The organism is Brevundimonas intermedia (genome assembly GCF_027922165.1).
GTDB classification, from domain to species: domain Bacteria; phylum Pseudomonadota; class Alphaproteobacteria; order Caulobacterales; family Caulobacteraceae; genus Brevundimonas; species Brevundimonas intermedia.
In genome coordinates, this window is the sequence record NZ_BSFD01000003.1 from 105,871 (window position 1) to 132,851 (window position 26,981).

Consider the following 26,981-nt stretch of genomic DNA (forward strand, 5'->3'; position numbering starts at 1 on the left):
TCGACTGACTGAGTGAAGGGGGCGCGCATGTTGCGTGAACGGGATCGACCGCGTCTGTGGCGCGCCACCTTCGCCGTGATCGGCTGGGCGGCGCTGGCGCTGCAATATCTGCTGATGGTCGCGCCGGTAGAGGGTTGGGCCGTGCTGGACCGCACGGTCAACTACTTCAGCTTTTTCACCATTCTGACCAATATCCTGGTCGCCCTGGCCCTCATCGGGCCGCTGATGAATCCACGTCGACGGGTGGCGCGGTGGACCGCCGGCGAGGGAGTGCGGGCGGCGATCGCCATGTACATCGTGGTGGTCGGCGTCGTGTACCATTTCATGATCGCCCCCTACTGGAAGCCCGAGGGCCTGACATTCGGGGTCAATCTGGTGCTTCACTATGTGATGCCCGCCGCCTTCCTGCTGGACTGGCTGTGGTTCACGCCCAAGGGGCGGTTGCGGTGGATAGATCCAGTAAAATGGCTGGCCTTTCCGCTGGTTTATGCAGGTTGGACCCTGGCGCACGGGCTGACGAGCCACTGGTGGCCCTATGGGTTCGTCAATGTTGATGAGCTGGGGCTGGGCCGGGTGCTGGCGATCTTTGGCGGGCTGCTAGTCTTCTTCCTGCTGGTCGGGCTGGCGCTGGTCGGGTTGGATCGGGCGTTCGCTCGAACGGTGCGTGACAGTTCCGCGCCGGCGCTTTAGGCATCCCCAACACCGCTCATCCCCGCGAAAGCGGGGACCCAGTTCTTTTGCGAACAAGGCCGTCGGGGATTGAGGGCTGAGTTGCGATGTCGGCGTCACAACGCCCACAGTACTGGGTCCCCGCTTTCGCGGGGATGAGCGGAAAAGGAAAAGACCGGACGCTCCATGGCCTACAAATCCCTGCGTGACTTCATCGACCAGCTGGAAGCCCAGGGCGAGCTGGTGCGGGTGTCCGAACCCGTCTCCACCGTGCTGGAGATGACCGAGATCCAGACCCGGCTGTTGCGGAACGGCGGGCCGGCGGTGCTGTTCGAAAAACCGGTCATGCCGGACGGGACGATCAGCCCTATTCCCTGCCTGGCCAATCTGTTCGGCACGGTGAAACGGGTCGCCATGGGGGTGACGCTGGAGGGCAAGAACCGCACGACGGCGGGCGAGCTGCGCGAGGTCGGGGAGCTGCTGGCCTTCCTGCGCAATCCGACGCCGCCGCGCGGCCTGAGCGACGCGATGGAGATGCTGCCGCTGGCGCAGACCGTCATGTCGATGCGGCCCAAGACGGTGAAGAAGGCGCCGGTGCAGGAGGTGGTGCTGAAGGGCGACCAGATCGACCTGACCGCCCTGCCTGTTCAGTCCTGCTGGCCCGGCGAGCCCGCGCCCCTGATCACCTGGGGCCTGGTCGTGACCAAGGGGCCGAGCGAGGACCGCGAGGACGACTTTAACCTGGGCATCTATCGGATGCAGGTGCTGGGCAAGGACAAGGCCATCATGCGCTGGCTGGCGCACCGCGGCGGGGCGCAACACTATGCGCGGCACAAGAAAGCCCGGCCCAAGGAGCCCCTGCCCTGCGCGGTGGTGCTGGGGGCCGATCCGGGCACCATCCTGGCGGCGGTGACGCCGGTGCCGGACACCCTGTCGGAATATCAGTTCGCCGGACTGATGCGGGGGGCCAAGGCCGAACTGGTCGCTTGCAAGACCGTGCCGCTGATGGTGCCGGCGCAGGCCGAGATCGTGCTGGAAGGCCATGTCCTGCTGGACGAGTTCGAGGACGAAGGGCCTTACGGCGACCACACCGGCTATTACAACTCGGTCGAGAAATTCCCGGTCTTCCAGGTCAGCGCGATCACCATGCGCAAGAACCCGATCTATCTGACCACCTTCACCGGGCGGCCGCCGGACGAGCCCAGCGTGCTGGGCGAGGCGCTGAACGAGGTCTTCATCCCGCTGCTGCGCCAGCAGTTCCCCGAGATCGTCGACTTCTGGCTGCCGCCCGAGGGGTGCAGCTATCGGATTGCGGTGGTGTCGATGAAGAAGGCCTATCCGGGCCACGCCAAGCGGGTGATGCTGGGCGTCTGGAGCTATCTGCGCCAGTTCATGTACACCAAATGGGTCATCGTCGTGGACCACGACATCGACGCCCGCGACTGGAAGGACGTCATGTGGGCCATCTCGACCAAGATGGACCCGGCGCGCGACATCACCGTGATCGAGTCGACGCCCATCGACTATCTGGATTTCGCCAGCCCCGAGAGCGGCCTGGGCTCCAAGATCGGTCTGGACGCCACCGACAAATGGCCGCCCGAGACCAAGCGCGAATGGGGCGAGGAAATCCGGATGGACGAGGCGGTGGTCGAACGGGTCAACGACCTGTGGGGCCGGCTGGGGTTGCCGGGCGACGGAACGCCGATCTGGAAGTAGATCAGACGGGGGCGGCGGCCGCGCCGACCACGCCCAGAATCGTCAGGCCGGCGGCGACGTAGTTGAGCCGTGACCGGGTGTAGGACCCCACCCGGTCCTTACCTCGGATCAGCCGCACGACGAAATACACAAGGGTATGGACGACGTAGAAGGTCATCAGCGGGCCGAAGAGCAGCGAGCCAATCGCCCCGCCCCAGTAGCCTGCCGAAATCATCTGCGCTGCAACGCCGCCGTTGAGCAACACGGCAACGATCAGGCTCAGGCCAAGAGCGATCATCTGGTGCATTACAGGTCCTGAGCGGCGAGGCTGATATCCGACAAACGCGGTCAAGCTTGATTGGCTCCCACCCCCCGTGTCGCGCGAGACTGGCCGCGTATCGCCAAACGGTCTAGCTATCCGACGTGACATCGGGGGGCTGTCTTGAGCGCGTTCGAATTCTTCTTCAGCTTCTACGGCCTGCTGCTGGGCCTGTCGGTCGCCGAACTGGTCGGCGGGTTCGCGCGGGTGCTGCATGAGAAGCGGCGAATCCGGTTCGGCTGGTTGACGCCGCTGCTGGCCCTGTTCGTGGCCATCGACATCGCCACCTTCTGGAACCAGGCCTGGGTGATCTTCCGAGGAGCGCCGTTCAACACCTTCGTCCTGCTGGTCTCGCTGAGCATTGCGGCGACCTTCTATGTGGCGGCCAGCGTGACCTTTCCGCGCGTGTCGGCCGAGGGCGGCGACGAGCGGATCGACCTGGACGACCACTTCTGGGCCCACCGGCGGCTGGTGTTCGGTTGTGTCCTGGCGGCCAATCTGATCGTGGCGGTGGTGGTGATCATCCTGGCGCAGATGAATGCGGAGTTCGCGCGGTTGGCCGGTTCGCTGCGGCTTTGGGTCGGGGTCGCGATCTTCGTGACCGGGACGGCGACGGCGGCGTTCGCACCATGGCGCAAGGTCGCCGTCGGCGCCCTGGTCGTGGTGCTGCTCTACAGCCTGTGGGGCGCGGCGAACTCGGCCGCCCTGCTGGTCAAGGCCGGCGGGTGGGCGCCCGCGCTGGGCGGCGGCGGGTGACGCCTTGTCAGGTCGAGGCAATCGGCTCACGAAAGGCCATGCGATCCACTTCCCTGATTTCGGCCCTTCTTGCCGCCCTAGCCTGTAGCGTGAGCCCCGCCATGTCCCAGACGCTTCCCAACACCGCGCCTTGGGACCGAGCCTTCCTGCCGCCGACGCCCGCCTGGGACGGGGCGTCAAAGGCCCTGTTGCGCGACGCCTCCGATCCCTGGGTCACCCCGTTCGAGGCTGATCCGGCGCATGATTTCTCGCCCAACTATGCCGACACCCGCGCCTGGTTCGACCGTCTGGACGCCGCCAGCGACCTGATCCGCATCGAACAGTTCGGCGTCTCGCCCGAGGGACGGCCCATCTATGCGGTGATCGCCTCGAAGGACGGAGCGGCTTTCGATCCGGCCAAGCCGGTGCTGATGATCCAGGCCGGCATCCATCCGGGCGAGATCGACGGCAAGGACGCGGGCATGATGGTGCTGCGCGACATCGCCTTTTACGGCAAGGACGCCCTGCTGGACCGGGTAAACCTGATCCTGATCCCGATCCTGAGCGTGGACGGGCACGAGCGGGCCAGCGCCTATTCCCGGCCGAACCAGCGCGGGCCGCGCATCCAGGGCTGGCGCAATACGGCGACCAACCAGAACCTGAACCGCGACTATCTGAAGCTGGACCAGCCCGAGATGCGGGCGGTGCGGGGCCTGATCCTGAAATACCGGCCGGACCTGTATGTGGACGTCCACGTCACCGACGGTCTGGATTACCAGTATGACGTCACCTACGGCTTTAACGGCGAGGACGGGTCATTCAGCCGGTCGCCGAACAGTTCGGCCTGGCTGGATTCGGTGTTCAAGCCGGCGATGAATGCGGCCCTGGAGCGGGAGGGTCATATCCCCGGCGAGCTGGTGTTCGGCATCGACGACGACGAGCCAAAGAAGGGGCTGTCAGACGGCGGACTGGGCGAGCGGTTCTCGAACGGCTGGGGCGCGGCCGCCCATGTGCCGACCATCCTGATCGAGAACCACAGCCTAAAGCCGCATGAGCAGCGGGTGCTGGGAGCCTATGTCTTCATCGAAGAGGCGATGCGGTTGCTGGCCGACCAGGGCGCGGCGCTGAAGGCGGCGACGGACCAGGACCGGGCCCTGCGACCGGCGCAGATCGCAGCAAACTTCGAGGCGGAGGAGGCCCCCTCCTCCACCCGTCCGTTCAAGGGCGTGCTGTACGAGATGTATCCCAGCGCCGCCTCCGGTCGCGACGAGGTGCGCTGGCTGGGCCGGCCTGATCCCGAACTGTGGCAGATGCCCTTCTATGGGTCCAAGCCGACGCTGAGCCTGACCCGGCCGGCCGCCTATTGGGTGCCGAGCTATCGCACCGACATCATCGAGCGGCTGAAGATCCACGGCGTCGAGATGGAGACGCTGGAGGCGCCGCGCACGGTCAACCTGTCGATGCTGCGTCTGGTCGAGCCCAAGCTGGCGACACGCGCCAACGAGGGGCACGTCCAGGCCTCGGTGAAGACGGTGGAGATCGAGCGCCGCGACTGGACCTTCCCGACCGGCTCGGTTCGTGTGCCGACCGATCAGCCGCTGGGCGACATCGTCGTACTGCTGCTGGAGCCGCAGTCCAGCGAGAGTTTCTTCGCCTGGGGCATGTTCCCCGAGGTGATGAGCCGGGTCGAATATATCGAGGCCTACGCCATCGCCCCCCTGGCGGAGAAGATGCTGGCGGCGGATCCGGCGCTGAAGACCGCGTTCGAGGCCAAGCTGGCGGCCGAGCCTGAGTTTGAGGCCAATCCGCAGGCCCGGCTGGCCTGGTTCTATGAGCGGACGCCCTTCTATGACGACCGCTATCTGCTTTATCCCATCGGCCGCGAGGACTGATCGATGCCCACCCCCCTGATGCAAGCCGTTCAGGCGGCCGCACTTTGGAGCGGCCTGCTGATCCTGCTGATGCTGGTGCTGTCCGGCGTCGTCGTCAGCGGGCGACGCAAGCATATGGTTTCGTTCGGCGACGGCGGGAACCCCGACCTGCTGGCCGCGAGCCGCGCCTTCGGCAACTGTGCAGAGTATGCGACGCCGGGCATGGTCGCCCTGCTGCTGCTGGCCGCCGTCGGGACGCCGGCGTGGATGGTCCATGCCGTGGGGGCGACCCTGCTGGTCGGTCGCATCGTCCATGCCCTGGGCCTGTTGTTCCAGACGGGACCGTCGCTGGGCCGCGTGATCGGCATGCTGCTGACCTGGGTGGCGCTGCTGACGGCCGCCGTGGGATTGATCGCCTTCGCCGTCGTCTGAGGCGCAAGGTTGCGGCGCAGCAAAGGGTCCGCCATATCGGGGCATGACTGAAACCCTGTACGCGCCTGTTTCCACCGATCTGCTGAATGACATCGTCAAGGCGGCCCTGAAGGCCGGGGCCGACGCCGCCGAGGCGGTCAGCGCGGATCGCCGCTCCCTGTCGGTCGGAGTGCGCAACGGCAAGCTGGAAGACGTCGAACGCGAGGAATCGCGCGACCTGGGCCTGCGGGTCCTTGTCGGACAGCGCCAGGCGTCGGTGTCGGCTTCGGACTTGTCGCCCGAGACCCAGGCGCGCCTGGTGGAACGGGCGGTGGCCATGGCCCGACTGGCGCCGGAAGACCCCTATGCCGGTTTCGCCCCCGAGGATCGGCTGGCGCGCGGGCCCTTCGCCGAACTGGACCTGTTCGACCCGAGCGCGCGCAGCGCCGAAGCTCTGGAGCAGGTGTCGGCCGAAGCCGAGGCCGCAGCCCTGGCGGTGGAGGGCGTGGCCCGATCCGAGGGCGGGCATGCGTCCTGGTCGTCCAGCCGGTGGCGGCTGGTGACGTCGCACGGGTTCGACGGCGATTATCAAGGTTCGGCCTTTTCACTGGGCGTCGGCGTCATCGCCGAGAAGGACGGCGCCATGGAGCGGGGCGGCGAGAGCCGGTCGACCCGGCATCTGTCCGATCTGCCGGGCGCCGATATCATTGGTCGGAAGGCCGGTGAGCGCGCTGTCGCTCGAACGGGGGCGCGCAAGATCGCCTCAACCACCGCCCCGGTCATCTTCGACAACCGCATGGCCGGCCAAATCGTCTCGCCGGCGATCGGCGCCATTTCGGGGCCGTCGATCGCGCGCGGCACCTCCTTTCTGAAGGACCGGATGGGCCAGAGGGTGTTCGCCGAAGGGGTGACCCTGATTGACGATCCGTTCCGGCCGCGCGGCATGGGCTCCACCCCGTTTGATGACGAGGGGGTGGCGGTTGAGCGGCGAGCCCTGTTCGACGACGGTGTGCTGACCACCTGGCTGCTGAACAGCGCCTCGGCCCGGCAGCTGGGGCTGGAGTCCACCGGTCACGCCTCGCGCGGCCTGGCGGGACCGGCGGGGGTCGGAACCCACAATCTGCACATGGAGCCGGGCGAGCGCGATCTGGCGGGGCTGATGGCCGACGCGGGGACCGGGCTTCTGGTCACGTCGATGTTCGGGCCGTCGTTGAACGGGAACACCGGCGACTGGTCCGCCGGGGTGTCCGGCTTCTGGTTCGAGAATGGCGCGATCGCCTATCCGGTCAACGAGGTCACGGTGGCGGGCAAGCTGCCCGAGCTTTATCTGCGCCTCCAACGCGGGTCGGACCTGGAGTTCCGGGGCGGATTCAATGTGCCGAGCCTGATGTTCGACGCGGTGGCCATAGCGGGAAAATGACCGACCTGAACGCCGATCTCGAACTGATCCGCCAGGCGGCGATCGACGCCGGCGCCCTGGCGGTCGCCGAACGCGAGGCCGGGCTGAGGATCGAGTCCAAGGTCGGTGGGTCGCCCGTCACCAGCGGCGATCTGGCGGTGGACGCCATGCTGAAGGACAGGCTGCTGGCCGCTCGCCCCGACTATGGCTGGCTGTCGGAAGAGACGGCGGATTCGCCCGAGCGCTTGTCGAAACGACGGATTTTCGTCGTCGATCCGGTGGACGGCACCGTCGCCTATATGAAGCGCCAGCCCTGGTGGTGTGTGCCGATCGCGGTCGTCGAGGACGGCCAAGTGGTCGCCGCCGTCATTCATGCGCCGGAGGTTCAGGAGACCTATGTGGCGACGCGCGGCGGCGGGGCGCGGCGCAACGGGATCCTCGTGCGGGCGTCGGACGCCGAGACTTTGGATGACGCCTCCGTGCTGGGCGACGCCCGGATGATCGAGGGGTCGCACTGGGACGAGCCGTGGCCGGCGCTGCGCTTTTCGAAACGCAACGCCCTGGCCTATCGGATGGCTCTGGTCGCCGCGGGGGCCTTCGACGCCGCCCTGGCCCTGACGCCGAAATGGGATTGGGACGTGGCGGCGGGCAGTCTGATCGCCGAGGAGGCCGGAGCGCGGGTCAGCGACCACCATGGTCGCCCCTGGCGCTTCAACCGGCCCGACCCGCGCCAGGCCAGCCTGGTCTGCGCCGCCCCGGCCCTGCATCCGTTGATCGTGCGACGCTGTAAAAACGTGCCGATTTCGACCTAGGTCTTGGGCTGAAAAACCCTGCCATACATTGATCCTTAGGCGTTCTGGGCCTATGCCCCGGCAAAAGCCCTCCCCAAGCCCCAAGGACATCCGATGGTCGATCAATCCTCCGTCCCGCCCCAGTTGCTTCACCTCGTCATCGGCGGCGAACTGCGCCACCTGGGCGAGCCGACGTTCCGCGATCTGTCGCAGATCGAATTCGTCGGCGCCTTCGGCAGCTATGACGAGGCCAAACAGGCGTGGAAAGCCCGCGCCCAGGCGACGGTGGACAACGCCCACATGCGTTATTTCATCCTCCACGCCCACAAGCTGATCGATCCGCGCGGCGACGCGGCTTGAGTGCGACGTCAGGGAACGGGAACCCGTTCCCTGACCTGGACGCTGAACGAAGATGAACCTGGAACCGCAACAGATTTTCCAACTGGTGAGCCTGCTGGCCGTGCTGGCGCTCTTCAGCTTTTCGCTGCGGGGACAGATCGGCTATGCGCGCTGGTTCAAAAAGTGGGAAGCCGACCGCAAGGCGCGGCGCGACGCCGAGCTGGAGGCCGAAGCCCGCGAACGCGGCGAGGATACGCCGCGCGGCCCCTGGGGCTGAGCCCTATTCTCGCTTCAGCAGCTTCTCGGTCAGCAGCGTGCCCCACCAGCCGGCCTTGAACTCGGCGCGGATCGCTTTGGGATCGTAGTCGGGGCTGTCGACCCAGTCGATAAAACTGATCCCGCGCGGCTCGATCTCATTGACGTATTTCTCGAGCGTATAGTCCAGCACGCCGGTCAGCCCCTCGCGCGAGTGCAGGTATTTCTTGGACAACTGGTTCATGGCGACCGAGATCGGTTCACCCAGATGGAAGTGGCGATAGAAGACCGCCATCATCCCCGCCCGGTCCGCCCCGGATTTGCAGTGGATCAGGACAGGATATTCTATGGTCTTGAACAGGTCGCGGGCGCGGTGGATGCGGTCGGTCTGGGGCGGGTCGCGGGAGTCCAGCGGGGCGTCGATCAAGGTCAGGCCCAGCCGCTCACAAGCCTCCTTCTCCAGCCAGTAATAGCCCTCGTCCCGCTGTCCACGCAGGTTGATGACGGTGCGGACGCCCTTTGCCTTCCAATAGGCCAGTTGGCGCGGCGACGGCTGATTGGTGCGCACGAGGTCTGGGCCCAGCCAGTGGGCGTTCGAAAACGCCAGGCGCAGAAAGGCGTGGTCCGCCCAGAAATAATGCCAATGCGCCCGGAAACGGCCCATTGCGGTCGAAAGATCAAAGCGCGCCATGGCCGCCAGATAGCGTCCCGAGCCGACCGCGTCATCCAAACTCGACGTTCGCGCGTTGGATTGTTTGCCGAAAACAGGAGGCCGACATGAAGACCATCGCCGCAACCGCAGCCGTCGCCTTGGGCCTTTGGGCCAGCGTCGCCGCCGCACAGACCCCGCCGCCGGAGGACCCTGCCCTGACCGCCTATCTGCGCGAGAAAGCGCGGGGCGCGGTGGGCGCCACGCGATACACGGCAGCGATCACGCCGGATGGTGCGACCACCCTCGTCTATCTGACAGGACCGAATTGGTGCGGGTCGGGCGGATGCCAGTTGCTGGTCCTCAGCCGCGAGGACGACGCCTATGTGTCGATCGGCGAAATCAGCGTCGCACGGGCGCCGATCCGGCTGCTGGAGCAGCAGACCCATGGGCGTCGCGATCTGGGCGTCTACGTCGTCGGTGGCGGGATAACCGAGGGCTACGAGGCCGCTGTGCCGTTCGACGGCCGTCGCTACGCGTCAAATCCGACCGTCTCCCCCGCCGTCAGGGTCGAGGACGCACCGGGCGAAACCCTGATCCGTGCGGATGAACAGGGGCGGCTGCTAGAACCGGCGCCTGACAAGCCTTGACTTGAACGGCGGCTCGGACGACCGAGAGCCGATGACCGCGCCCGCTTCCGAGACCATGCCCCTGCGCGCCTTGCTGGCGCGCATCTGGCGGGACTACCTGTCCCGGCACAAGGGATCGCTGATCCTGTCGGTGCTGTGCGCCGCGATGACGGGCCTGCTGACCGCGGCCCTGCTGAAGCTGCTGGAGCCGGCCGTCAACGGCCTCTTCCTGGGCGGGACCGAGCCGATCACCCTGTTCGGGGTCGTCAGCTTCCCGGCGGACAAGGCGATTATCTGGATCCCGGCCGCCATCCTGGCGGTCGCCGTGATGCGGACCCTGGCCGCCATCGGCCAAGCGGCTCTGGTCAACCGTCTGGGTCACACCATCGTCGGCGATATTCAGATCCGTCTGTTCGGGGCCATGATCCGCGCTGACCTTGCCCGGCTGCGCAGTCAGCATTCAGGCGGCTTCGTCTCTTCCGTCCTGTTCGACGCCAATATGGTGCGCGAAGCTTTTACCTCGGGCGTGGTCAACTACACCCAGAACCTGCTGACCCTGATCGCCGTGCTGATCTACATGGGGTTCATCGACTGGCAGCTGACCATGGTCGTGCTGCTGGGGGTGCCTCTGGTGGCGCTGGTGCTGCGCCGGTTCGGGCGCAAGACCCGCAAGGCGGCGCGCGGCGCCATGGCCGAGACCGAGAACCTGTCCACCGCCCTGATGGAGAATCTGGACGGGGTCCGGCTGATCAAGATCGAAAACCGAGAGGCCGCCGAGCAGGACCGCGTCGCCGAGGTGGTGGCCCGTCGCCAGCGCCACGTCATCAAGGGCGCCAACGCCCGCGCCTTCGCAGGGCCGTCCAGCGATCTAGTCGCCTATATCGTCGTCGCCGCTGTAATGGCCTATGCCGGATGGCGGGCGCAGTCGGGTGAGATGACGGTGGGCGGATTCGCCGCCTTCATCGGCATGCTGCTGGCCGCCGGCCAAGCCCTGCGGCAGGTCACCAATCTGGCGACCGTCATGAGCGAGGGCTTCACCGCCGCGCGTCGCCTGTTCGGTGCATTGGACATAGAAGCCGAGATTCGCGAGGCCCCGGACGCCGCGCCCCTGGCCGCCGGTCCAGTCGAGGTCGTGCTGGATCGGGTGTCGTTCGCCTACGCCCCCGGCGGGGCGCCGACGCTGGACGCAGTCTCGTTGCGGGTCGCGCCGGGCGAGACGGTGGCCCTGGTCGGGCCGTCGGGCGGAGGCAAGAGCACGATCTTGAGCCTGTTGCCGCGCTTCTATGATGTGACGGGCGGGGCGGTGACGATCAACGGCGCCGATGTGCGGTCGCTGCGGATCCACGATCTGCGCGACCATATCGCCCTGGTGACACAGGAGCCCTTCCTGTTCGACGACACCATCGCCGCCAACATCGCCTATGGCCGGCCGGGCGCGACGCAAGAGCAGATCGAGGACGCCGCGCGGTCCGCCGCCGCGCACGACTTCATAACCGCCCTGCCAGAGGGGTATGAGACCCGCGCCGGCGAGGCGGGGCTGCGGCTTTCGGGTGGGCAGCGCCAGCGTATCGCCATCGCCCGCGCCTTCCTGAAGGACGCGCCGATCCTGTTGCTGGACGAGGCGACCAGCGCTCTGGACACCGAGAGCGAAGCCCTGGTCCAGGCGGCGCTGGAGCGGCTGATGGAAGGCCGAGCCACACTGATGATCGCGCACCGTCTGTCCACCGTCCGCAACGCCGACCGGATCTATGTGATCGAGGCCGGGCGGGTGGTCGAGCAAGGGTCGCACGACGCCCTGGTGGCCCGGGGCGGTCTCTACTCCCGCCTGGCGCGTCAGCAGTCGCTGGACGGCGGCGCGCCGACCGTCGAGGCCGTCGCTTGAGGCCGCTGCGCAATCCCTTCATCCAGTCCGCCCTGGCCTGGGTCCTGGCGCAGTGGATGCAGTTCTGTTTCGCCACGATCCGATGGACCCATGAGAACCGGTCGGTCGCCGAAGAAATCTGGGCCAAGGGCGGCGGTGTGCTGTGCGTCTTCTGGCACTCGCGCATCGGCCTGGCGCCGGCGTCGTGGCCGCTGGATCGGGCGCAACCGGCCAAGGGGCTGATCTCGCTGTCGGCTGACGGAGAGTTCATCGCCAAAGCCGTGGCGCGCCAAGGCTTTCCCGCCGTCCGCGGGTCCTCCGCCAACAAGGACAAGGCCGATCGGGCCAAGGGCGGGTCGCAAGCTTTGCGTGATGGGCTGAAGCAGTTGAAGGTCGGCGCCCTGGCCGTAACGCCAGACGGTCCGCGTGGACCGGCAAGGGTTATGGCCGAAGGTCTGCCCCTGATGGCTAAGCTGTCCGGTGCGCCGGCCCTGTTCATCGGCCTGTCCTGCAAGCCCGCGATCCGCCTGAACAGTTGGGACAGCGCCGTGCTGCCCCTGCCTTTCGGCCGGGGCGCCATCGTCTGGGACCGCGCCGACTACCCTCAGGGCGCCGAGATGGCCCACGTCGTCTCCGAATGGACTGCTCGCCTGACCGCTGTCGAAGCGCGTGCAGACACCATTACGGGTCTGAAATCGTGACGCCCGTGCCGTTGCTGGCCTATCGGCTGATGACCCGGGCGCTGGAGCCGCTGGCCCCGCGCCTGCTGGACGCCCGCGCGGCCAAAGGCAAGGAAGATCCGGCACGCGTCGATGAACGGATGGGTTTCACCGGGATCGAGCGACCGCAGGGCGATCTGGTCTGGCTGCACGGCGTCAGCGTGGGCGAGACGCTGTCCCTTCTGCCGCTGGTCGAGCGGTTCGTGAGGACGCGGCCCGACCTGACGGTTCTGGTCACATCGGGCACGGTGACCTCGGCCAAGATCTTGGCCGACCGTCTGCCGAAGGGCGTCATCCATCAGTATGCGCCGGTCGATGGGCCGGGCGTTGTGGCGCGGTTCCTGGATCACTGGCGGCCCGGCCTGGCGATCTTTGTCGAGAGCGAACTGTGGCCCAACATGCTGCTGGAGGCGCATCAGCGGGGAGTGAAGCTGGCCTTAGTGAGCGCGCGTGTGACCGAAAAGACGGTCGACGGATGGGCGCGTTTCCCGGCCTCGGCGCGGGCGGTGACCGGCGCGTTCGACCTGGTGCTGCCTCAAGATCAGTTGTCGGCACAGCGGCTGGAAAGCCTGGGCGCGCGTATCGACGGCCTGGTCAATCTGAAGCTGGCGGGCGAGCCCCTGCCCCATGATACGGCCGCCTTCAGCCGCCTGAGCGCCGCCATCGGCGACCGGCCCGTGGTGGTCGCCGCTAGCACCCACGAAGGCGAAGAGATCGCCATCGTCCGTGCGCTGGACAAGCTGGCCGACCGCGCCTGTCTGATCCTGCTTCCCCGCCATCCGGAACGGGGGCCGCATATCGCTACGGCCTTGCAGCGCGAGGGCGTGGTCTTCGCCATGCGGTCGCGCGGCGAGACCATCAGGCGTGATACCGACGTCTATCTGGCCGACACCCTGAACGAGATGGGCCTGTTCCTGCGACTGGCGGACGTCGTGGTGATGGGCGGATCGTTCGCTCCGGCCCTGGGCCTGCCGACGGTGGGCGGGCATAATCCGCTGGAGCCCGCGCGGCTGGGCCGACCGACAGTGACGGGGCCGGACGCCTCGAACTGGGCGACCGTCACCTCGGCCCTGGCCGAGGCCGGCGGTCTGATCCTGGTCCAGGCCCCTTGGGACCTGCCCGAGGCGGTGGCGCCCCTGCTGGCCGATCCGGCGACGGCCAAGGCCATGGGCGAGCGCGCCCGACGCGCGGCGGCCGAGGCGGGCGGCGGTCTGGACCGGCTGTGGAACTGGCTCTCGCCGCTCACGCCGCAGAAGAGGCCCAGGCGATGAAGCTGAACACGCCTCGCTGGTGGTATGTCCGGGACCGTGATCATGCGCGGTTGACGCGCACCGTATTAAAGCCGCTGGGCTGGCTCTGGGCCGGAGTAACGGCGCGGCGGATCGCACGGACGGTCCCGGTCGATCCGGGCTGCGCGGTGATCTCGGTCGGCAATCTGACCGTCGGCGGATCGGGCAAGACCCCGGTGACGCGCGAGGTGCTGCGGCTTCTGCGCGCGGCGGGCCTGGAAGCGCAGGGTTTGTCGCGCGGCTATGGCGGCAAGCTGGAAGGCCCGGTGCGGGTCGATCTGGGGAGCCACACGGCCGAGGACGTCGGCGACGAACCCCTGATGCTGGCGCAGGACGCCCCGGCCTGGATTTCGCGCGACCGCATCGCCGGGGCGCGGGCCGCCGTTTCGGAAGGCGCGCGGGCGCTGGTGCTGGACGACGGACATCAGAACCCCGCCTTGAAGAAGACCGTCAGCCTGATCGTCGTGGACGGCGAGACACGGGGCGACGAATGGCCGTTCGGCGACGGCTCGGTCTTTCCGTCCGGTCCGATGCGCGAGCCGCTGAAGGCCGGATTGGCTCGCGCCGATGCGGTGGTGGTGATGTTGCCGACCGATCTGGAGACGGCCGATCCCGAACTGCTGGCCATGTTCGACGGGCTGCCCATCTTCGTCGCGCGCCTGACGCCCGAAGGGCCGCCGCCGCCTGGGCCTCAGGTCGGGTTCGCCGGCATCGCCAAGCCGTGGAAGGTCGAGCGGTCGCTGAAGGCGGCGGGGTGCGACCTGGCGGACTTCGTCCCCTTCCCCGACCATGCCGCCTATACCACCTCCGACATGGACTTCCTGCTGGATCGGGCGGCGGTCTATGACGCCGGTCTGGTGACCACGGAAAAGGACTGGGTGCGGCTGACGCCGGAACAGCGCGCGCGCGTGACGGCCTGGCCGGTCGTCGCCCGGTTCGAGGATGAGGCGGCTTTCGCCGCCTTCCTAACCGCCAGAATTCAGTCGGCGCGGTAGACCACGCCGGACTTCATCACAAACTTCATCCGCTCCAGTTCGGTGACGTCGGTCAGCGGATCGCCCGTCACGGCGACGATGTCGGCCGGCATGCCCGGCGCGATCTTGCCGGCTTCGCTGGCGATGCGCAGATGCTCGGCGGCGCCGACGGTGGCGGCCTGGATGGCCTCCAGCGGCGTCAGGCCTGCGCGGACCAGAAGGGCGAACTCCTGAGCATTGTCGCCATGGGCGGAGACGCCGCTGTCCGTGCCGAAGGCGATCTTCACCCCGCCCTCATGGGCGCGGCGGGCCATGTCCAGCATCTTCGGCCCCGCCTCCAGCGCCTTGGCGGTCTGGGCGGGCGTGAAGAAATTGTTCGGTCCCGAGGCGATCCGGGCGACGAAGTCCCCAGCCAGCAAGGTCGGCACCAGCCAGGCGCCGTTGGTCTTGAACAGTCGGATCGACTGGTCGTCCAGATAGGTGCCATGTTCGATGGAATCGCCGCCCGCGCGCAGGAAGGCGTTGATCCCGTCCACGCCATGGGCGTGGGCGGTCACCTGGCGACCCATGCGGTGAGCGCTTTCGACGATGGCGGTCAGCTCGGGATCGCTGAACTGCTGGTTCAGGCCGGCGGCGGTGTTGGACAGAACCCCGCCTGTGGCGGTGATCTTGATGATGTCGGCGCCCGAGCGAACCTGGGTGCGGACCGCGCGCATGCAGTCCTCAGGCCCTGAACAGACGCTTTCCGGCGACAGCAGATGCAGAACGTCCTCGCGGAAACCATTGGCGTCGCCGTGGCCGCCGTGGATCGAGACCGAAGACCCAGCCGCTATGATGCGCGGACCGGGCACGTCGCCGGCCTTCACCGCCTCGCGCAGGGCGAAGATGGCTTCGTTGCTGGCGCCCAGATCCGCCACCGTGGTGAAGCCCGCCATCAGGGTGCGGCGGGCGTAACGTGCGCCGACCATGGCCTGGGTCGCATCCGACTGGGTGACTTCCTCAAGGCGGGAATTGGGGTTCTGTTGGCCCGTCAGATGGACGTGGCTGTCGATCAAACCCGGGAGGACGAAGGATTCGCGAAGGTTTACGACCGCACCCTGAGAGGGGTCGCCGACGAAGCCGTCGCGGATCTCCACGACTTGGTTCCCTCTGATCACGAGAGTTTTACCGCGCTGCACAACGCCGTTCGACGGGTCGGCGAGTAGTCGGCCAGCTTCGACAAACGTCGTCGCCTGGATCGGGGAAACCTGAGGCCCAGTGGGGATTTGCTGCGCAACTGCGACCGTGGCCGAGGCTATCAGCGCGCCCAGCGCCAGACCGAAACGCATCATCGATGTCTCCCCTGCGGCGCGGCGCCGCAAAAATGCCCCACAAGGCTCAGGTTGCCTCGCCCGTAACCATTTGAAACAAACATCTCCGAAGATAAACCGCAACGAGGGCGTCGCATGCGGCTTTCAAGACGAGGACTCATTCTGGGCGGATCGGCCATGCTGGCCGGTTGCGCCAGCGCCGGGGCGTCGGTCCCGGTCACGACGTTGGCCGCTGCCAAGCCGGTTGCACCGCCGCCCCCTGCCCCCGTCGTCGAAGCCCTCGTCGTCACTCCGCCCCCACTCGACCCGCGCGGTCATGTGCGTAAGGAGTTGATGGAGCGGGCTATGGCGGCCTTGGACATCCATCACCGGAAGATCCCGCTTCGCGACCGGATGTACCTGGTCGACTTCAAGAAATTCTCGGGTGAAGAACGGCTGTACGAGGTCGATCTGATCGCCGGCGAGGTCAAGGTGCTGCGCACCTGCCACGGGCGCGGTTCTGACCCGAGCCACACCGGCTACGCCCAGCGCTTCTCCAACACGCCGGACTCCAACATGTCCTCGGTCGGCGCCTATGCGACTGCGGGCGCCGGTTGGGGCGCGCAGCAGGGGCCGAATGTCCTGCTGGACGGGCTGGAATACACCAACGACAAGGCGCGCGAGCGGGCCATCATCATCCACGGCGCCGACTACGCCGACCCCGACTTCCTGGCGCGTGAAGGCAAGCTGGGCCGCAGCTACGGCTGTTTCTCGGTCGCCCACACCGATCTGCCGGAACTGCGTGAACGAATGGGCGAAGGTCGGCTTCTGTTTGCTTGGGCGTGAGGCCTATCGCTCGGGTTGTCGGGCGGAGTGCCGGATGGTGACGACCTCCCGATCAGGCAGGATCGCCTACCGGATGAGATAGGGCTTCACCAGAGTCAGTTCGCGTGTTCCGTGAATGGCAGGGCGTCCCCGGTCCGCGAAATGCGCGAGGCTCTCGGCAGCAGCCTTCAATCGAATGAAGAAGCGCGCCGCAGCAGCTGGATTGAAGTCGGCGATATAGAGGCTGATGTCCTCCAAATCGCTCAGCGCCTGATCCGTCCAGACGACTAACCGCATTTAGGCCGGGGCAGAGGATTGGCCGTCGACCAGGACTCGACCCATCGCATCACGGTCTCGTTGTCTACGACCCGTCCAGCGGCGGCATCGGCAAGGCCCCGCAGGGTCGCCGCCTCATCCGCCGCGTCGTCCGGCGTCGAGAACAGATCTTCTTCGTCGTGATCGATTGCGGGATCAGCCATGGCTCGAGCCTAGCACGTCCCGCCGATACGGTCAGCCCCGGCCCAGGGCCCGCCAGCCGATGTCGGAGCGGTTGAAGCCGCCGGGCCAGTCGATCTTGCGGATGGCGTCGTAGGCGCGGTCTCGGGCCTGGGCGATGTCATCGCCTTCAGCGCAGACATTCAGGACGCGGCCGCCGGCGGCGCACAGCTGGCCGTCGTCGCGGCGTCGGGTTCCGGCGTGGAAGACCTGGACGTGGGGGCCGAAGTCCTGGTCGACGCCGCGGATGATCGAGCCTTCCAGCGGGCTGTCGGGATAGCCCTTGGCCGCCATGACCACGCAGATCACCGTCTGGGGCTTGAAGGCCGGGGACGGCAGGCCGGACACGTCGCCCCGCGCGCAGCCCAGCAGATAGGGGACGATGTCCCCAGCCATGCGCATCATCAGCACCTGGCATTCGGGATCGCCGAAGCGGGCGTTGAACTCGACCACCTTGGGGCCGTCGGCGGTGGCCATCAGGCCGGCGTAGAGGACGCCGCGATAGGGGGCGCCCTCCTCGGCCATCTTGCGGATGGTGGGCTGGACGATCCGTTCGTCGGCCTGCTGCACCAGGCCGGCGGTGAAGACGGGCGCGGGCGAATAGGCGCCCATGCCGCCGGTATTGGGGCCGGTGTCGCCGTCGAAGGCGCGCTTGTGGTCCTGGGCGCCGCCGAACAGCACGGCGCGCTGGCCGTCGCACAGGGCGAAGAGGGATCCCTCCTCGCCGTCCATAAACTCCTCGATCACGACGCGGGCGCCGGCGGCGCCGAAGCGGCCGCCCAGCATGCGTTCGATCTCGGCCTCGGCGTCGGGACGGTCGGGACTGATGGCCACGCCCTTGCCGGCGGCCAGGCCGTCGGCCTTGATCACATAGGGCGGCTTGAACACGTCCAGGGCGGCCTTGGCGTCCTTGACCGTGTCGTAGACGCCGTAGCCGGCGGTGGGGATTTCGTGGCGTTCCAGGAAGGCCTTGGAGAAGGCCTTGGACACTTCCAGCTGGGCCGCCTTGGCTGTGGGCCCGAAACAGGGGATGCCGGCCGAGGCCAGGCGGTCGGCGAGACCGGCGGCCAGGGCCACTTCAGGCCCCACCACGACCAGGTCCGCCTTGATCTCACGCGCCAGGGCGGCGAGGCCCTCGGCGTCGTCAGCCTTGACCGGGCGAAGCTCGCACAGCTTCTCGATGCCGGGATTGCCGGGGGCGGCGACGAGGCGTTTGACCAGCGGCGACTGGGCGATCTTCCAGGCCAGGGCGTGTTCGCGCCCGCCCGATCCGACGAGAAGAATAATCATGAAGTCGGAAATGACGGGCCTGCGCCGGGCGGTCAAGCGTCGGGCGGGCCGAAGCGTCAGAACAGGGCGGAAAGGACGTAGACGGCCAGGCCGATCAGGGCGATCCCACCGATGATCAGCCAGGGACTCATGGCCCCGCCTGCGCCGCTGCGACGTGTCAGGCCGCGCTCGCGCGGGTCGCGGTCGTCGGGGTCGGTTCCTGGGGGGTCGGCGGCCATGAAAGGCGAACGGGACGGCGTCGATCCTGTTCCCGCGCGGATCGACGCAGGCTAGGATGGGCCGATGAGCGACGACTCCTATGTGTTCGAAGGCCCGGCCGAGGCCGCCGCCCCGCGCGACAACAATCCGCCCCTGTCGATCTCGGAACTGTCGTTCGCGCTGAAGCGGACGCTTGAGGAGCGATTCGGCCACGTCCGGCTGAGGGGCGAGGTGTCCAAGGTCAATCGGCATGCGTCCGGCCATATCTATCTGACCCTGAAGGACGACAAGTCGGCCATCGACGGGGTGATCTGGAAGGGATCGGTGCGCGGCCTGGGGGTCCAGCCGGAGGCGGGGCTGGAGGTCATCGTCACCGGCAAGATCACCTCGTATCCGGCGCGGTCCTCGTACCAGATCGTCATCGAGAGCATGGAGGCGGCCGGGGCCGGCGCCCTGCTGGCCCAGCTGGAGCGGCTGAAGGTCCGGCTGCGCGAAGAAGGCCTGTTCGAACCGGGGCGCAAGAAGCCCCTGCCCCAGTTCCCCCGCACCATCGGCGTCATCACCAGCCCTACGGGCGCGGTGATCCGCGACGTCCTGCACCGGATCGCCGAACGCTGGCCCTGCCGGGTGATCGTCTGGCCGGTGGTGGTCCAGGGCGAGGCGGCCAGCGGCCAGGTGGCCAACGCCATTCGCGGCTTCGACGCCCTGACGCCGGATGGACCGATCCCGCGCCCCGACCTGCTGATCGTCGCGCGTGGCGGCGGTTCGGTCGAGGACCTGTGGTGCTTCAACGACGAAGCCCTGGCGCGGACGGTGGCGGCGGCGCGGATCCCAATCATCTCGGCCGTGGGGCACGAGACGGACACCACCCTGATCGACTTCGTGTCCGACCGGCGCGCGCCGACGCCCACGGGCGCGGCCGAGATCGCCACGCCGGTGCTGGCGGACCTGAGATATGCCGTCGCCGACCTGGACCGGCGGATGGTCCTGGCCGGCGGACGACTGATCGAGGATCGGCGCACCCGGCTGCGTGCGGTCGCGCGCGGCCTGCCGGCGCGGCCGGAAGACCTGCTGGCCCTGGCGCAGCAGCGGCTGGACCATGTGTCGAGCCGGCTGGGGTCGGGGCTGCAACGCAATGTCTCGGTCCACGAACGGCGGCTGGCCGGCGTCGGCGGACGGCTTGGACGGGGGCTGCTGGACCGGGCGCTGGAGCGTCGCGGCGACCGGCTGTCCGCCGTCGCCGCCCGGTTCAAGCCGACGGTCGAGCGACGGCTGACCCGCGACCAGGATCGGCTGAACGCCCTGTCGCGGGCGCTGGCGACCTTGGACCCCGGTCGGCCCAAGCCCGGTTTTGCACGGGTCGAGACCGCCGAGGGCGACTGGATCACGGCGGCGGCGGGACTGGAGCCCGGCCAGGCAGTGCGGCTGGTGTTCGGGGACGGCGCACGGGGCGCGACCATCGACGGTGGGGATGGCCGAGTCGCGTCGGCGCCTGCGCTCAAGCCCACGCCAAGGCCGAAACCACCGACTCCAGGATCGCCAACGCCAAAACAGGGCGACCTGTTCTGATCCGTTGGCGCTTGGCGTAAAAACAGGGTGACAAAGCGCCAACCTGCCAATCGGCGCCTGGCGCGAAAACAGGGTGACAGGGCGCTAATCGTGCCAAGCCGCCGGACCGGCATGGGTCGCCGACGGGACGGGTTCGACAGGTATGAGCGGCGGCCGGACCATGACGTCATTCTAACCGGTTCTCATCTCAGGCGGGTTGAACGAGGCTTTCGCCCGGCAAACGCCGATGGCCGCACGAATCGTCCTGCGCGCCATTTTTCTTTTCCCATCCTGAATTCGCCGACGTGAAGTTCGGGTCCGGGTGGTTTTCCGCTTCGCCCCGGCGCCGCTTCCTGCTAACCGCCGCCGCATGAAGATCACTCGCATCGCCCGGGCCGCTTACGGCATCGCCCTTCTGATCATCGTTCTCGACCAGCTGACCAAGGCCTGGATTCTGAGCCTGCCGGACGTGGCTTCGGTCAGCCAGATCCCCGTCGGCTATGTCTTCGCCGAGGTGCTGCCGCCGATCCTGCGATTCACCTTCGTGCAGAATACCGGCGTCAGCTTCGGCCTGTTCGGCGGGGGCGAGGCGCGCTGGGGTCTGACCATCTTCTCGGTCATCGTCTCGGCCGGCCTGGCCTGGTGGGCGACCCAGTCGGATCGCCGTCTGCTGATCACCGCCATCGGCTTCGTCATGGGCGGCGCCCTGGGCAATGTGATCGACCGAATCCGGTTCGGCTATGTCGTCGACTTCATCGATGTCTCGGGTACGGGCGTCTTCCCCTGGGTGTTCAACATCGCCGATAGCGCCATCACCATCGGCGTCGTCCTGCTGATTCTGGACAGCTTCCTGTCCGACAAGGCCGCCAAGGTTGGCGCGGCCCCCGAAAAGTCGTAATCACCCCCTCTTCACTATGCCAACAACGCCCGCAGAGGCGTTTCGAGCATCAGCCGATCAGAGCCTGAACACATGCGTATTCGCAGCGTCGCCGTACTGACCCTCGCCGCCTCAGCCGCGCTCGCCGTTTCGGCCTGCAGCAGCATCCGACAAGGCGTCGGCCTGACCAAGGTCGTGCCGGACGAGTTCGTGACCGTCTCCACCGCGCCGCTGAGCGTGCCGCCCGAGTACGGCCTGCGCCCGCCGGCGCCGGGCCAGCCGCGCCCGCAAGAGCTGGCGCCTGAAAGCGCCGCCCGTCAGATCCTGCTGGGTCAACGCCAGGCCGTCACCCGCACGCCGGGCGAACAGGTGCTGGTGGCCCAGGCCGGCGCCGAACAGGCCGATCCCCTGGCCCGCTATGTCATCGACGACGAGTTCGGCGACATCGCGCACAAGGACGAAAGCTTCGCCGACCGCGTGATGTTCTGGCGCAAGAACGACGCCGCGACCCAGGCGCCCACGGTGCGCCAGACGGCCGACGGCCAGCAGACGATCGACGCCTCGACCGAGGCCGCCCGGCTTCAGGCGCTGACCGGCGGCCAGCAGGCCATCACGATCCAGCCGCGCCGCAGCGGCGGCTTCAAGCTGCCGGGCCTGTAAGACCCACAACCCTGTTCCAAGGACGCCTGCCACGGCGTTGGTCCTCTCGCTGTCGGAAGATAACTGATGCGTCGCGTGCTTTCCGCCCTGGCCGCCGTCTCGATCGCGGCCTCCATCCTGCCCACCGCCGCCCAGGCGCAGATGTCGCCGGGACAACGGGAACGTGGATCCAGCGGCCAGCAGGCTGATGGATCGGCGAATGCGCCTGCCGAGCGCGCACCCCGGTTCGCGCCGCTGCGTCGCCGCGCCAACGCCGGCCCCTGCCCCTTCGTAAAGGTGCTGTACGACGCCGCCCGCTATGTCGAGTTGGAAGGCGGCCGCGCGGCCATCTCCAACGTCGGCTTTACCGGTGAGATCCAGGGCGTCTCGGCCGACTGCGAGTATCGCGAAGACGACCCCATCAAGCTGGACATGGACATCCTGTTCGAGCTGGGCCGGGGCGAGCAGGCGACCGCAGACGAGAAGACCTATCGCTATTGGGTCGCGGTGACCGAGCGCAACAGCGCCGTCCTGGCCAAGGAATATTTCGACCTGCCGGTGAAGTTCGACGGTCAGCGCACCGCCTCGGTCCACCAGGAGCGCAGCATCGTTATTCCGCGCGCGGGCATCGACACCAGCGGCGGCAATTTCGAGGTGCTGATCGGCTTCGACGTCACGCCTGAAATGGCCGAGTTCAACCGCTCGGGCAGCCGCTTCCGCGTCACCGCCGGAGCGGCCCAAGCCTCTACGCCGAGCCAATAATGTCTGACCTGAAGACCGTCCTCAGCGAAGCGGTCGCCGCCGCCTTCGCCGCCGAAGGCGTGGACGCGGCCCTGGCGCGCGTCACCCCGTCCGACCGGCCCGACCTGGCCGACTTCCAGTCGAACGGCGCCCTGGCCGCCGCCAAGGCGCTGAAGGCCAATCCGCGCGAACTGGCGGGCAAGATCGCCGAACGCCTGACCGCCGATCCGCGCTTCGCCTCGGTCGAGGTGGCGGGGCCGGGCTTCATCAATCTGAAGCTGGCCGACGCGCTGCTGGCCGAACGCGCCGCAGAGGTCGCCGCCGACATCGAACACGCGGGAGCCGCCCTCGTGGCCGATCCGCGCAAGGTGGTGATCGATTACGGCGGTCCGAACGTGGCCAAGCCCATGCACGTCGGACACCTGCGCAGCGCCATCATCGGCGAGAGCCTGAAGCGGCTGTTCCGCTTCCGCGGCGACCACGTCACCGGCGACGCCCATTTCGGCGACTGGGGCTTCCAGATGGGGCTGCTGATCGTGGCCTGTGGCGACGAGGGTCTGGCTGAAGGTTTCCTGGTCGAGGGCGACGGGCCCTTCCCGGCCGACAGTCCCGTGACCCTGGCCGATCTGGACCGGCTGTATCCGCTGGCCGCCGGCAAGGCCAAGGAAGACCCGGCCTTCCGCGACCGCGCCCGCAAGGCGACGGCCGAACTGCAGAACGGCCGACCCGGCTATCGCGCCCTGTGGGCCCATTTCGTGGCGGTCAGCCGCGAGGCGCTGAAGCGTGAGTACGGCGACCTGTCGGTCGATTTCGACCTGTGGAACGGCGAGAGCGACGCCGATCCCCAGATGCCCGAAATGCTGGCGCACCTGAAGGCGACCGGCCTGTTGGTCGAGGACGACGGCGCCCAGGTGGTGCACGTCGCCAAGCCGGGCGAGACGCGCAAGAAGAAGCTGGCCGACGGTTCGGTGATCGAGGCCCCGTCGCCCCCGCCCCTGCTGGTGATCAGCTCGGAAGGCTCGGCCATGTACGGCACGACCGACCTGGCGACGATCCTGGACCGCAAGAAGGCCCTGGCGCCGGACCTGGCCCTGTATGTCGTCGACGAACGCCAGGCCGAACATTTCGAACAGGTGTTCCGCGCGGCCTATCTGGCCGGCTACGCCGTCGAGGGATCGCTGGAGCATCTGGGCTTCGGCACCATGAACGGCCAGGACGGCAAGCCGTTCAAGACCCGGGCGGGCGGGGTGCTGAAGCTGCGCGACCTGATCGATCAGGCGACGGACAAGGCGCGCGAGCGGCTGCACGAGGCCAAACTGGGCGACGACCTGTCGCCGGAAGAATTCGAGGCCATCGCGCACAAGGTGGCCATCGCCGCCCTGAAGTTCGCCGACCTGTCGAACGCGCGGACCACCAGCTACGTCTTCGACCTGGACCGGTTCATGAGCTTCGAGGGCAAGACCGGCCCCTATCTGTTGTACCAGTCGGTGCGGATCAAATCCCTGCTGCGCAAGGCCGCTGAACAGGGGGCGGAGCCCGGCGCCATCGTCATCGCCGAACAGGCGGAGCGCGATCTGGCCCTGACGCTGGACGCCTTCTCGACCGCCGTCTCGGACGCCTATGACAAGCGGATGCCGCATCTGGTGGCGGAACACGCCTATCGGGTGGCCCAGTCCTTCTCGAAATTCTACGCCGCCTGCCCGGTGCTGGTCGCGCCGGATGCGGCGACGCGGGCCTCGCGTCTGGCCCTGTCGGCGGCGGCCCTGCGTCAGCTCGAGACGGCCCTGACCCTGCTGGGGATCGAGACGCCCGAACGGATGTGACCGCCGTTCTGTGACCTGAAAGACGCGGACTCCGCTCGACAGCTCTGGTTAACCTTTGCCGGGGACAGGGAGCGGACGACGGATGGGGAAACCCGACGGGCGGCAGAAGGGACGCAAGGCCTGGGGGCAGCACCGGGGACGTATCCGCATGGCGGATGCGAGCCTGCGCCCGTTCGGGCCCGGCGACCTGACGCCGCCGTTTCTGAAACGTAGGGCCGTGCTTTATGTCGATGGGTTCAACCTGTTCCACGCCCTGCTGGACCAGAAGCGGCGCGAGTGGCTGTGGCTGGACTTGCAGGCCCTGGGGCGGGGCCTGATCGACCCGATGGAGCGGCTGACCGGCGTCGTCTGGGTCAGCGCCCACCGGCCCCAGGCCAGGGCGCGAATGGAGGCCCAGTTCCGCTATGAGGCCGCGCTGAGGGCGCGGGGCGTGCGCTGTCTGATGGGCCATTTCATCGTCCATGGCGAACACTGCCGCGCCTGCGGACACGGCTGGAGTTCCGCGACGGAGAAGCAGAGCGACGTCAACCTGGCCCTGGCGGTGGCGGACGATGTGGCGGCGAACCGGGTCGATAGCGTCTATCTGCTGACCACCGACGGGGACCACGCCGCCACCGTGCGGTTCGTGCGCGAGGCCTATCCGAACAAGCGGATCGTCAGCGTCGCGCCGCCGGGCCGGATGCATAATCGCCAGATCGCGAACTGGACTGACGAACTGGTGGGCGTCGGCCCCAATCTGGTGGCCCGGTCCATGCTGCCCGACCGGCTGAAGACGGCCAAGGGCTGGATCGAACGGCCCGAGGCCTGGAGCGCGCGGCCCAGCCTGCCCCCGCCCCCCGATCCGCCGCCGACCGACGACGCAGGGAAGACCAAGGCTGGACATCTGCGGCTGGTGGTGTCGAACGCCTAGCCGCGGCGAGGGCCTCATGCTATATGTGCTAGCACAAGGAGCGACCATGCCCGTCAACCTCCACGTCCGCAACATCGACGACGACATCGCCATCGCCCTGAAGAAGCGGGCACAGGAAAACAATCGCTCGGCCGAGGCGGAGCATCGCGAGATTCTCCGCAAGGCTTTGACGCCTCGTATCGACGCGGAGTGGGACCGTCGCGCCGCCGCTCTGCGGGACGCGACCAAGGGCAAGCTCAGCACGGCTTCTGAAGTCCTGATCCGCGAAGATCGGGATTCTCGTTGATCGTCGTGGACGCGAGCGTGGCGATCAAGGTCGCGCTCTATGAACCCGACAGCCCCACCGCCGTCGCCGCCCTGCGCGCCCAGCCCTGGTCGGCGCCCGATCTGATACTGTCGGAATGCGCCAACATCATCTGGAAGCGTTGTCGGATGGGCGACATCACCCGCGAACAGGCGATGCAGGCGGTCGCACTGATCGAAACCATGACCCTGGATTTAGAGCCCGGTCGCCGGCTGATGGAACGGGCGGTGGAATTGGCGATCACGCTGGACCATCCGGCCTATGACTGCTTCTACATCGCCCACGCCGAACAGTTGGGCGCGCCCCTTCTGACGGCGGACAAGAAACTCATCGCCAAGACGCGGGCGTCCGACGCGACGACCATCCAGATCATGGGTCTGGACGACTATGCACGGGAGAACGGCCTATGAACGTACAAGCTGACACCACACTGGACGCCTATATCGCCGGCCTGCCCAAGGCGGAGCTGCACCTGCATATCGAGGGCTCTCTGGAGCCGGAGCTGATGTTCGAACTGGCGCAGCGGAATGGGGTGTCCATCCCCTATGACAGCGTCGAGGCGGTACGGGCGGCCTATGATTTCTCGAATCTGCAGGACTTCCTGGACATCTATTACGCCGGGGCGGCCGTGCTTCTGACGCGCCAGGATTTCGAGGATCTGGCCTTCGCCTATTTCCAGCGGGCGGCCGCCGATAACGTGCGCCACGCCGAGATCTTCTTCGATCCCCAGACCCATACCGACCGGGGCGTGCCCTTCGGCGTGGTGGTCGAGGGGCTGATCGCGGGCATGGATCGGGCCAAGGCGGAACTGGGCGTGAGTTCGGGCCTGATCCTCAGCTTCCTGCGCCACCTGACCGAGGAAGAGGCGTTCGCGACCCTGGAGGCGGCCAAACCCTATCTGCATCATTTCATCGGCGTGGGGCTGGACTCGTCGGAGGTCGGCCATCCGCCGTCCAAGTTCCAGCGCGTCTTCGCCGCCGCGCGTGAGCTGGGTCTGAAACTGTGCGCCCACGCCGGTGAGGAAGGCCCGCCGGCCTATGTCCACGAGGCGCTGGACCTGCTGCACATCGACCGGATGGACCACGGCAATCGCTCGATGGAGGACGAGGCCCTGGTCGAGCGGCTGGCGAAGGAACAGATGACACTGACCGTCTGCCCCCTGTCGAACCTGAAACTGTGCGTGGTCAACGACCTGAAGGATCACCCCGTGCCCGAGATGCTGCGCCGGGGCCTGCACGTCACCCTGAACTCGGACGACCCGTCCTATTTCGGCGGGTATGTGAACGACAACTACAGCCGGCTGGCGGCGGCGGTCGGACTGACGAAGGATCAGGTGACGCTGCTGGCGCGGAACAGTTTCGAGGGGTCGTTCCTGGGCGAGGCGGAAAAGGCGGCCTTCGTGGCGGAGGTGGAGGCCTACGCCAAGGCGGGGTGACT

Annotated in this window: 31 protein-coding genes; 24 read left to right on the forward strand and 7 right to left on the reverse strand. The window is 67.6% G+C overall.

Going from position 1 to position 26,981, the window contains the following annotated elements; genetic code table 11:
- Window positions 1-27 precede the first annotated feature (27 nt).
- Both PKE72_RS07720 and PKE72_RS07725 read left to right on the forward strand, forming a co-directional pair.
- Window positions 28-690 (forward strand): Pr6Pr family membrane protein, encoded by a 663-nt coding sequence (locus tag PKE72_RS07720; protein WP_271164798.1) that lies wholly within the window; start codon window positions 28-30, stop codon window positions 688-690.
- A gap of 165 nt (window positions 691-855) precedes the next feature.
- On the forward strand, window positions 856-2,385 hold the full coding sequence (locus PKE72_RS07725; protein WP_271164799.1) for a UbiD family decarboxylase: 1,530 nt from the start codon (window positions 856-858) through the stop codon (window positions 2,383-2,385).
- Window position 2,386: 1 nt separating this feature from the next.
- Here the strand turns inward: PKE72_RS07725 and PKE72_RS07730 are convergent, their stop codons facing one another.
- On the reverse strand, window positions 2,387-2,671 hold the full coding sequence (locus tag PKE72_RS07730; RefSeq protein WP_271164800.1) for a hypothetical protein: 285 nt from the start codon (window positions 2,669-2,671) through the stop codon (window positions 2,387-2,389).
- 135 nt (window positions 2,672-2,806) lie between these two features.
- Here PKE72_RS07730 and PKE72_RS07735 point away from each other — a divergent pair, with 135 nt between their 5' ends.
- The 7 genes from PKE72_RS07735 (at window position 2,807) to PKE72_RS07765 (ending at window position 8,506) form a co-directional block, all read left to right on the forward strand.
- Window positions 2,807-3,439, forward strand: a complete 633-nt coding sequence (locus tag PKE72_RS07735) for a hypothetical protein (protein WP_271164801.1) — start codon at window positions 2,807-2,809, stop codon at window positions 3,437-3,439.
- Between the two features lie 38 nt (window positions 3,440-3,477).
- Window positions 3,478-5,310: a M14 family metallopeptidase gene (locus tag PKE72_RS07740; protein ID WP_271164802.1), complete on the forward strand. Its 1,833-nt coding sequence runs from the start codon at window positions 3,478-3,480 to the stop codon at window positions 5,308-5,310.
- 3 nt (window positions 5,311-5,313) lie between these two features.
- The gene (locus PKE72_RS07745) at window positions 5,314-5,721 is read left to right on the forward strand and encodes an MAPEG family protein (protein ID WP_271164803.1); all 408 of its coding nucleotides are present in this window, start codon (window positions 5,314-5,316) and stop codon (window positions 5,719-5,721) included.
- Window positions 5,722-5,764: 43 nt separating this feature from the next.
- Window positions 5,765-7,120 (forward strand): TldD/PmbA family protein, encoded by a 1,356-nt coding sequence (locus PKE72_RS07750; RefSeq protein WP_271164804.1) that lies wholly within the window; start codon window positions 5,765-5,767, stop codon window positions 7,118-7,120.
- Window positions 7,117-7,911: a 3'(2'),5'-bisphosphate nucleotidase CysQ gene (locus PKE72_RS07755; protein WP_271164805.1), complete on the forward strand. Its 795-nt coding sequence runs from the start codon at window positions 7,117-7,119 to the stop codon at window positions 7,909-7,911. Before PKE72_RS07750 ends, PKE72_RS07755 begins: the two co-directional genes overlap by 4 nt.
- 93 nt (window positions 7,912-8,004) lie before the next feature.
- Window positions 8,005-8,250, forward strand: coding sequence for a DUF4170 domain-containing protein (locus PKE72_RS07760; RefSeq protein ID WP_271164806.1), 246 nt, complete (start codon window positions 8,005-8,007; stop codon window positions 8,248-8,250).
- A gap of 52 nt (window positions 8,251-8,302) precedes the next feature.
- Window positions 8,303-8,506 (forward strand): hypothetical protein, encoded by a 204-nt coding sequence (locus PKE72_RS07765; protein WP_271164807.1) that lies wholly within the window; start codon window positions 8,303-8,305, stop codon window positions 8,504-8,506.
- 3 nt (window positions 8,507-8,509) lie between these two features.
- Here PKE72_RS07765 and PKE72_RS07770 read toward each other — a convergent pair whose 3' ends face one another.
- Window positions 8,510-9,175, reverse strand: coding sequence for a protein tyrosine phosphatase family protein (locus PKE72_RS07770; protein WP_271164886.1), 666 nt, complete (start codon window positions 9,173-9,175; stop codon window positions 8,510-8,512).
- 86 nt (window positions 9,176-9,261) lie between these two features.
- Between PKE72_RS07770 and PKE72_RS07775 the strand changes: the two genes are divergently transcribed.
- From PKE72_RS07775 to lpxK, 5 genes are read left to right on the forward strand one after another with little or no spacing between them, the layout of a single operon-like run.
- Window positions 9,262-9,783, forward strand: a complete 522-nt coding sequence (locus PKE72_RS07775; RefSeq protein WP_271164808.1) for a COG3650 family protein — start codon at window positions 9,262-9,264, stop codon at window positions 9,781-9,783.
- A 31-nt stretch (window positions 9,784-9,814) separates the two neighbouring features.
- The gene (locus PKE72_RS07780) at window positions 9,815-11,644 is read left to right on the forward strand and encodes an ABC transporter ATP-binding protein (RefSeq protein WP_271164809.1); all 1,830 of its coding nucleotides are present in this window, start codon (window positions 9,815-9,817) and stop codon (window positions 11,642-11,644) included.
- On the forward strand, window positions 11,641-12,324 hold the full coding sequence (locus PKE72_RS07785; RefSeq protein ID WP_271164810.1) for a lysophospholipid acyltransferase family protein: 684 nt from the start codon (window positions 11,641-11,643) through the stop codon (window positions 12,322-12,324). Before PKE72_RS07780 ends, PKE72_RS07785 begins: the two co-directional genes overlap by 4 nt.
- On the forward strand, window positions 12,321-13,613 hold the full coding sequence (locus PKE72_RS07790) for a 3-deoxy-D-manno-octulosonic acid transferase (RefSeq protein ID WP_271164811.1): 1,293 nt from the start codon (window positions 12,321-12,323) through the stop codon (window positions 13,611-13,613). Before PKE72_RS07785 ends, PKE72_RS07790 begins: the two co-directional genes overlap by 4 nt.
- Complete coding sequence (lpxK, locus tag PKE72_RS07795) at window positions 13,610-14,626, forward strand: tetraacyldisaccharide 4'-kinase (RefSeq protein ID WP_271164887.1); 1,017 nt, start codon at window positions 13,610-13,612, stop codon at window positions 14,624-14,626. The genes PKE72_RS07790 and lpxK overlap by 4 nt, the downstream gene beginning before the upstream one ends.
- Here lpxK and PKE72_RS07800 read toward each other — a convergent pair.
- Window positions 14,611-15,936, reverse strand: coding sequence for a metal-dependent hydrolase family protein (locus PKE72_RS07800; RefSeq protein WP_271164812.1), 1,326 nt, complete (start codon window positions 15,934-15,936; stop codon window positions 14,611-14,613). The two genes, lpxK and PKE72_RS07800, sit on opposite strands and share 16 nt — an antisense overlap.
- 156 nt (window positions 15,937-16,092) lie before the next feature.
- Between PKE72_RS07800 and PKE72_RS07805 the strand changes: the two genes are divergently transcribed.
- A complete protein-coding gene (locus PKE72_RS07805) occupies window positions 16,093-16,740 on the forward strand; it encodes a murein L,D-transpeptidase catalytic domain family protein (RefSeq protein ID WP_271164813.1) in 648 nt (215 codons plus the stop codon).
- A 66-nt stretch (window positions 16,741-16,806) separates the two neighbouring features.
- On the opposite strand, the gene PKE72_RS07810 is transcribed toward PKE72_RS07805, so the two are convergent.
- Genes PKE72_RS07810 through PKE72_RS07825 form a run of 4 tightly spaced genes read right to left on the reverse strand, consistent with a single transcriptional unit; the run spans window position 16,807 to window position 18,722 of the window.
- The gene (locus PKE72_RS07810; protein ID WP_271164814.1) at window positions 16,807-17,016 is read right to left on the reverse strand and encodes a type II toxin-antitoxin system RelE/ParE family toxin; all 210 of its coding nucleotides are present in this window, start codon (window positions 17,014-17,016) and stop codon (window positions 16,807-16,809) included.
- Complete coding sequence (locus tag PKE72_RS07815) at window positions 17,007-17,198, reverse strand: CopG family transcriptional regulator (protein WP_271164815.1); 192 nt, start codon at window positions 17,196-17,198, stop codon at window positions 17,007-17,009. Before PKE72_RS07815 ends, PKE72_RS07810 begins: the two co-directional genes overlap by 10 nt.
- A 31-nt stretch (window positions 17,199-17,229) precedes the next feature.
- The gene (purD, locus tag PKE72_RS07820) at window positions 17,230-18,504 is read right to left on the reverse strand and encodes a phosphoribosylamine--glycine ligase (protein WP_271164816.1); all 1,275 of its coding nucleotides are present in this window, start codon (window positions 18,502-18,504) and stop codon (window positions 17,230-17,232) included.
- Between the two features lie 56 nt (window positions 18,505-18,560).
- The gene (locus PKE72_RS07825) at window positions 18,561-18,722 is read right to left on the reverse strand and encodes a hypothetical protein (protein ID WP_271164817.1); all 162 of its coding nucleotides are present in this window, start codon (window positions 18,720-18,722) and stop codon (window positions 18,561-18,563) included.
- 64 nt (window positions 18,723-18,786) lie between these two features.
- Between PKE72_RS07825 and xseA the strand changes: the two genes are divergently transcribed.
- The 9 genes from xseA to PKE72_RS07870 all read left to right on the forward strand — a co-directional run bounded on the left by xseA (window position 18,787) and on the right by PKE72_RS07870 (window position 26,979).
- Window positions 18,787-20,271 (forward strand): exodeoxyribonuclease VII large subunit, encoded by a 1,485-nt coding sequence (xseA, locus tag PKE72_RS07830; RefSeq protein WP_271164818.1) that lies wholly within the window; start codon window positions 18,787-18,789, stop codon window positions 20,269-20,271.
- A gap of 349 nt (window positions 20,272-20,620) precedes the next feature.
- Window positions 20,621-21,148 carry a signal peptidase II gene (gene lspA, locus PKE72_RS07835; protein WP_271164819.1) on the forward strand — a complete coding sequence of 176 codons (528 nt, stop codon included), beginning with the start codon at window positions 20,621-20,623 and terminating at the stop codon, window positions 21,146-21,148.
- Window positions 21,149-21,220: 72 nt separating this feature from the next.
- Window positions 21,221-21,787 (forward strand): DUF3035 domain-containing protein, encoded by a 567-nt coding sequence (locus PKE72_RS07840; RefSeq protein WP_271164820.1) that lies wholly within the window; start codon window positions 21,221-21,223, stop codon window positions 21,785-21,787.
- Window positions 21,788-21,853: 66 nt separating this feature from the next.
- Complete coding sequence (locus PKE72_RS07845) at window positions 21,854-22,528, forward strand: Tat pathway signal sequence domain protein (RefSeq protein WP_271164821.1); 675 nt, start codon at window positions 21,854-21,856, stop codon at window positions 22,526-22,528.
- Entirely contained in the window at window positions 22,528-24,330 is a 1,803-nt protein-coding gene (gene argS, locus PKE72_RS07850) for an arginine--tRNA ligase (RefSeq protein WP_271164822.1), read from the forward strand. Before PKE72_RS07845 ends, argS begins: the two co-directional genes overlap by 1 nt.
- 82 nt (window positions 24,331-24,412) lie before the next feature.
- Window positions 24,413-25,240 (forward strand): PIN domain-containing protein, encoded by an 828-nt coding sequence (locus PKE72_RS07855; protein WP_271164823.1) that lies wholly within the window; start codon window positions 24,413-24,415, stop codon window positions 25,238-25,240.
- 46 nt (window positions 25,241-25,286) lie between these two features.
- Window positions 25,287-25,526 carry a FitA-like ribbon-helix-helix domain-containing protein gene (locus tag PKE72_RS07860; protein WP_271164824.1) on the forward strand — a complete coding sequence of 80 codons (240 nt, stop codon included), beginning with the start codon at window positions 25,287-25,289 and terminating at the stop codon, window positions 25,524-25,526.
- A gap of 5 nt (window positions 25,527-25,531) precedes the next feature.
- Window positions 25,532-25,954, forward strand: coding sequence for a type II toxin-antitoxin system VapC family toxin (locus PKE72_RS07865; RefSeq protein ID WP_271164888.1), 423 nt, complete (start codon window positions 25,532-25,534; stop codon window positions 25,952-25,954).
- Window positions 25,951-26,979 (forward strand): adenosine deaminase, encoded by a 1,029-nt coding sequence (locus PKE72_RS07870; RefSeq protein ID WP_271164825.1) that lies wholly within the window; start codon window positions 25,951-25,953, stop codon window positions 26,977-26,979. The genes PKE72_RS07865 and PKE72_RS07870 overlap by 4 nt, the downstream gene beginning before the upstream one ends.
- Window positions 26,980-26,981: the final 2 nt, after the last annotated feature.